6 protein-coding genes are annotated in these 5,160 nt (G+C 30.3%); 4 read left to right on the top strand and 2 right to left on the bottom strand.

The window, feature by feature from the left end; genetic code table 11:
* Nucleotides 1–219 precede the first annotated feature (219 nt).
* The gene (locus tag FYJ27_RS12415; RefSeq protein ID WP_154485109.1) at nt 220–789 is read left to right on the top strand and encodes a type 1 glutamine amidotransferase domain-containing protein; all 570 of its coding nucleotides are present in this window, start codon (nt 220–222) and stop codon (nt 787–789) included.
* 179 nt (nt 790–968) lie between these two features.
* Here FYJ27_RS12415 and FYJ27_RS12410 read toward each other — a convergent pair whose 3' ends face one another.
* Nucleotides 969–2,276 (bottom strand): IS110 family RNA-guided transposase, encoded by a 1,308-nt coding sequence (locus tag FYJ27_RS12410; protein ID WP_154485108.1) that lies wholly within the window; start codon nt 2,274–2,276, stop codon nt 969–971.
* 382 nt (nt 2,277–2,658) lie between these two features.
* On the opposite strand from FYJ27_RS12410, the gene FYJ27_RS12405 reads away from it, so the two are divergent.
* Nucleotides 2,659–3,174 carry a cysteine hydrolase family protein gene (locus FYJ27_RS12405; RefSeq protein WP_154485107.1) on the top strand — a complete coding sequence of 172 codons (516 nt, stop codon included), beginning with the start codon at nt 2,659–2,661 and terminating at the stop codon, nt 3,172–3,174.
* 10 nt (nt 3,175–3,184) lie between these two features.
* Nucleotides 3,185–3,799 (top strand): ribonuclease H1 domain-containing protein, encoded by a 615-nt coding sequence (locus FYJ27_RS12400; protein ID WP_154485106.1) that lies wholly within the window; start codon nt 3,185–3,187, stop codon nt 3,797–3,799.
* Here FYJ27_RS12400 and FYJ27_RS12395 read toward each other — a convergent pair.
* Complete coding sequence (locus FYJ27_RS12395) at nt 3,796–4,284, bottom strand: deoxycytidylate deaminase (protein WP_154485105.1); 489 nt, start codon at nt 4,282–4,284, stop codon at nt 3,796–3,798. The two genes, FYJ27_RS12400 and FYJ27_RS12395, sit on opposite strands and share 4 nt — an antisense overlap.
* 175 nt (nt 4,285–4,459) lie before the next feature.
* Here FYJ27_RS12395 and FYJ27_RS12390 point away from each other — a divergent pair, with 175 nt between their 5' ends.
* Nucleotides 4,460–4,954, top strand: coding sequence for an LURP-one-related/scramblase family protein (locus tag FYJ27_RS12390; protein ID WP_154485104.1), 495 nt, complete (start codon nt 4,460–4,462; stop codon nt 4,952–4,954).
* Nucleotides 4,955–5,160: the final 206 nt, after the last annotated feature.

Here is a 5,160-nt window from a genome sequence, read left to right as displayed (position 1 = left end):
GTACATATGGGTTCCTGCAATCAAGATTTTAATTGACTAAGTTAAATCGAAAAATATAGCACCAATCCTTACGAAAATTGGTGCTAATAATTTAATATTTATGGGACATTTTTAAAAGTGCTTGACAGAAAATATTTTAAATTTTTTAACCTTTCAGTTATAATTGGAACTAATAGGGTATAATTGTAACTGAAAGATTAAGAATTATGGGGGGATAATATGAAAAAAGTTGCTATACTTGCAGAGAAAATGTATGAAGAAATGGAACTTTTATATCCTTATTATAGACTAAAGGAAGAAGGATATAAAGTAGATATTGTAGGTACAGAATCTAATGTAGTTTATGTCGGTAAAAATGGATATCCAGTGAAAAGTAATTTATCTACATCAGATATAAGTGCCGATGATTATGATGCAGTAATTATTCCAGGAGGATATTCGCCAGATCATATGAGGAGATCTAAGTCTACAGTAAAATTTGTAAAGGATATGGATTCTAAAAACAAAATAATAGCTGCTATATGTCATGGTCCCTGGATGATGGCCTCTTGTTGTGATTTAAAAGGAAAAGATATAACTGCATTTTATTCTATTAAAGATGACCTTATAAATGCAGGAGCTAATTTTGTTGATAGGGAAGTTGTAATTGATGGAAATCTAATAACATCTAGAACACCAGAAGATCTTATTCCTTTTGTGAAGACTATAATAGAATCATTGGAAAAACAAACTATTAATTTTAATGAGTCAGTTCATTCATATACTGGCTCATTTTTTATTTTACTTTGAATTTTTAAATATAAAATGGTAATATCTAATTAATAAACTTAGGTTAAGTCCAGCTAAGAATTGTCAATAGTAAATTTAAAAATTCCTAATAAATATTTCAATCAATTCTAGCTAAAAAAGGGTAAACTTAATAGGCCTTCTAAAAGGCGTCAAAAATTCAAAATTAAATATAGAATTCCTTATGCAGCGATGCCGTATTTCGCCTTCAAGTAATTCGCTTGGTGTTCCTCTGGAGTGATGATTTTAAATTCTTTTTCATCACGAAGTATTGCAAATACAATATTACACACTTTATGCATGATGGCTCCTAGAGCTACCATTTTAGGCTTGCTTTGACACTTTTTAAGATAGTATTCACGTAGAACAGGATTGTTAGCAGTTCCATTACGATTTAGAGCAATACTGACTAAAGCTATGGTATGTATTACTCTTCTTGCAATCCGTGAACCTCGTTTTGATATATTAACATCAGTACCTTTAAAGTTGCCAGATTGGTTAACAGCTGGATCAAGACCAAAATATGCAAAAAGTTGTTTAGGAGATTTAAAAGCAGAGAAATCCCCAATTTCACACATAAGGGTAACAGCGGAAAGAAAGCCAGCACCTTTAATAGATTCAATAAGGCGTATTTGCTTTACAAAATCCGTATCCTCGTTAGACTCAACAAGTTCACGCATATCAGATAATATAGCTTCGATTTCATCGTTATACTGTCTGATAAAACGGATATATAGAAGGATACGTTTGAAATTACTGTTTACAGAATAACTAAAAGTCTTAGCATCCTTAGCAGCCTGAATAATAGCCTTGTACTTCTTTTCAGCATAGGTAATACCAAAACGAGCAGTAGACCTAATAGAGGTAATGATTTGATCTTTAGAAGCCTCTAAAAATCCATCTGGAGAAGTAAACTTCTCTAACAAGGTTAAGGATGTATTAACGGTAACCTTGGAAAAGATCTTTAAATACTGTGGAAATGCCATTCTAAGTTCACCTTGAAGTTTATTAATGTAAGCAGAACGATTATCCACAAGATCATAATACTCCCTTGAAAGATTTCTTAAATCAAGGGCAAGCTCCGAAGGCATAAGAGAGACCTTTAAATCAGGCTTTAGACCAATTAAAGCAAGCTTTTTAGAATCAAATTTATCATTATGGACTTTCCTAATATTAATATTTGTGCTATTCTTAGAGATGATAGGATTAATGATGGATACCAAAAATCCTTTATCACTAAGATAGCAGAAGAGTGGGTAATGATAAATCCCTGTGGATTCTAGGAAAATACGGCTTTCCAAAGAATACATCTCTTCTGCTTCTTTGATTTTTGAAATAGCCATAGATAGGGAATTAAAATCAGAATGAATGATTTTAAAAGGTTTACCCACAAAGGTTTGATTAGGTAGTGCAATAGACATAAAACTAAAGTCCGCACCTACATCAATACCAACAGAAATAAATAAATCATACTTAATATTATTAGACATAAACTACAGCTCCTTTCAGATAGGAATCCATTTCCAATCAATGAGTACACATCCTAGCATGTGATACGGGTATAGCCTGAAGGCTCCCAACCAGCCAAATCATAAAACCTCATTGAATGGACTAATTGACTTAATCAGGGGTATGAGCCAGTAGAAACTGACCTCCCAAGGGGGAATACATTTTTCGTCCTATCCCTTAAGATTATATCTTATGATAAGTCTGGAGTCTATCAGGAGCCGTTAGACATATTAAATTAGAAGTAACCTCTGACGAAGGTTGAATATCTTCTTCAGTTACTGAATAAAGAAATAAGATTTTTAGAAAAGTTTTAACTGCATAGTCTTTATTGACTATGACATTATTATACTAGGGGGATTTATTATGAAGGCTTTAATTGTTGTTGACATGTTAAATGATTTTATTCTTAAAGAAGGAGCCCTATATTCAGGGGAAAGAGGAGAAAATATAATTAACTTTATCAATGAACGAATAGAAGAATTCAGAAACAAAGATTATCCAATAATATTCTTATGTGATAATCATGAAGTAGATGATAAAGAGTTTGAAATGTTTCCACCTCATTGTATAGTAGGTGAAGAAGGTAGTAGAATAATTAAAGATATGGATTTTAAGGCCGAAGATAAGGTGATAAAGAAGAGAAGGTATAGTGGATTTTTCAGTACAGATCTTGATATTTATTTAAGAGAAAAAGAGGTAGATGAAATATATTTAGTGGGAGTATGTACTAATATATGTGTACTATATACTGCAGCTGATGGTAGAAATTTAGGATATAAGGTTAATATCTATGAAGATGGAGTAGCTTCTTTTGATGAAGAAGCACATAAATTTGCATTGAAGGAAGCAAAACAAACTTTAGGTTGTAATATATTATAAGAGGTGAATTATGAAAAAAAAGTACTATGCGGTTAGAATAGGTAAAAGTCCTGGAATATATAATTCTTGGCCTGAATGTGAAAAACAAGTAAAAGGATATTCTGGTGCAGAATATAAAAGTTTTACTTCACTAGAAGAAGCTGAAAGTTTTTTAAGATCTGAAGATGAAATTTGTTTAAAAAAGCCTATAGAAAATTTAGATGAAAATGAAATGGTAGCATATGTGGATGGAAGTTTTAACAAAGATATTAAATACTATGGCTATGGAGTTGTTGTCTTTTCTAAGGAAGGAAAAGCAACTTATTTTGGTAGAGAAAATGATGGAGATTCTTTAGAAATGAGGAATGTAGCAGGAGAGATAAAGGGAGCAATGGTTGCTATGGATATAGCATTGAATAAAAATAAAGATACTCTTTACCTACATTATGACTATATGGGAATAGAGAAGTGGGCAAAAGGAGAATGGAGAACTAATAAAATTGGAACAAAAAGATATAAAGAATACTATGATTCTATAAAGAATAAGTTAAATGTAGTGTTTATTAAAGTTAAAGCCCACTCTGGAGATATTTATAATGAAGAAGCAGATAAGTTAGCTAAAAAATCTTTAGGAATAGAAAATTAATATCCTGGCTCATTACTTAGTGAATCATCATTTTCTATCCATTCATCAACATCTATTTTTCTAAAATCATTTTTGGTGTCTCTAACAAATACATTTTTAATGCCAGCATTGATTATAAGCCGCTTGCACATTGAACAGGAATTAGCATTTTCAACTAGCTTTCCTGTTTTTTTGTTTTTGCCTACTAGATAAAGAGTAGCTCCAATCATATCTTTTCTAGAAGCGCTAATTATGCAATTAGCTTCTGCATGGACGGATCTGCACAGTTCATAATGGGTTCCTCTAGGTATATTTAATTCTTCTCTTTTACAGAAATTTAAATCTGTACAATTTTTTCTTCCTCTAGGAGCTCCTGTATATCCTGTAGCTATTATTTCATCATTTTTAACTATTATTGCTCCAAAGTTTCTCCTAAGACAGGTACCCCTTTCTGAAACTACCTCAGCAATATCTAAATAATAATTTGTCTTATCTCTTCTTTCCATGTTTTTCGCTCCTCTACTTAAGTTTTAATACATTATTTATATTATATAGACACTTAGCACCAAGTATCAAGAGTTGGAAATAAATATAAATTTTATTTTAGTGTGGTAAAAACAAACTCAATATTATATAATTTTTCAATATATGGATACAAATAAATTTAAAGTGAGGGATAGTATGAGATATTTAGTAAGGGAAAAAATATTTACTATTGGAGATAAATTCATTATTACAGATGAAATGGAAAGGCCTAAATTCCAAGTAGTAGGAAAAGTTTTTACATTTGGAAATAAGCTTAATATTTATAACATGAATGGGGAGAACTTAGTATATATAGAAGAAAAAATTTTCAGGTTTCTGCCAGAATATAATATCTATATAGGTAAAAATTTAGCTGCTACTGTCAAAAAAGAATTTACATTTTTCAAACCTAAATTCAATATAAGTAGTGATTTTGGAAAGTTCACAATTGATGGAGATATCTTTGCCTATAACTTTTCAATATATAGGGATAAAAGAGAGGTTGCAGTAGTAAATAAAAAATTTTTTGCTTGGTCAGATACTTATGGAGTAGATATAGATGATGAAGAAAATCATGCTTTTATTCTTGCGCTAGTTATAGTTTTAGATCAAGTACTTCATGATAACAATAATATTAATAATAATCAATAGTGAAGAATATAAAGGGATAAATAAAATCAATAAATAACTATTTAATATAATATATTTGAATATATATGTAAAAGTAATATTAGAGTTTCCCCATTTTTTTAGGAAATTTAAAATTAGTCCTTGTGGATAAGGTAATTGCCAATTATATATCTATCCACAGATTTAAGTTTTTGCATAAAAATAAGTAAAATAGCCCTTTATTTTGA

The organism is Anaerosalibacter bizertensis, from assembly GCF_009696605.1.
GTDB classification, from domain to species: domain Bacteria; phylum Bacillota; class Clostridia; order Tissierellales; family Sporanaerobacteraceae; genus Anaerosalibacter; species Anaerosalibacter bizertensis.
This window is presented reverse-complemented; position numbering and strand designations above follow the sequence as displayed.

Excerpts from the sequence above, each read along its gene's own strand:
- FYJ27_RS12415 (WP_154485109.1), top strand. The coding sequence starts at position 220 with ATGAAAAAAGTTGCTATACTTGCAGAGAAAATGTATGAAGAAATGGAA.
- FYJ27_RS12410 (WP_154485108.1), bottom strand. The coding sequence starts at position 2,276 with ATGTCTAATAATATTAAGTATGATTTATTTATTTCTGTTGGTATTGAT.
- FYJ27_RS12405 (WP_154485107.1), top strand. The coding sequence starts at position 2,659 with ATGAAGGCTTTAATTGTTGTTGACATGTTAAATGATTTTATTCTTAAA.
- FYJ27_RS12400 (WP_154485106.1), top strand. The coding sequence starts at position 3,185 with ATGAAAAAAAAGTACTATGCGGTTAGAATAGGTAAAAGTCCTGGAATA.
- FYJ27_RS12395 (WP_154485105.1), bottom strand. The coding sequence starts at position 4,284 with ATGGAAAGAAGAGATAAGACAAATTATTATTTAGATATTGCTGAGGTA.
- FYJ27_RS12390 (WP_154485104.1), top strand. The coding sequence starts at position 4,460 with ATGAGATATTTAGTAAGGGAAAAAATATTTACTATTGGAGATAAATTC.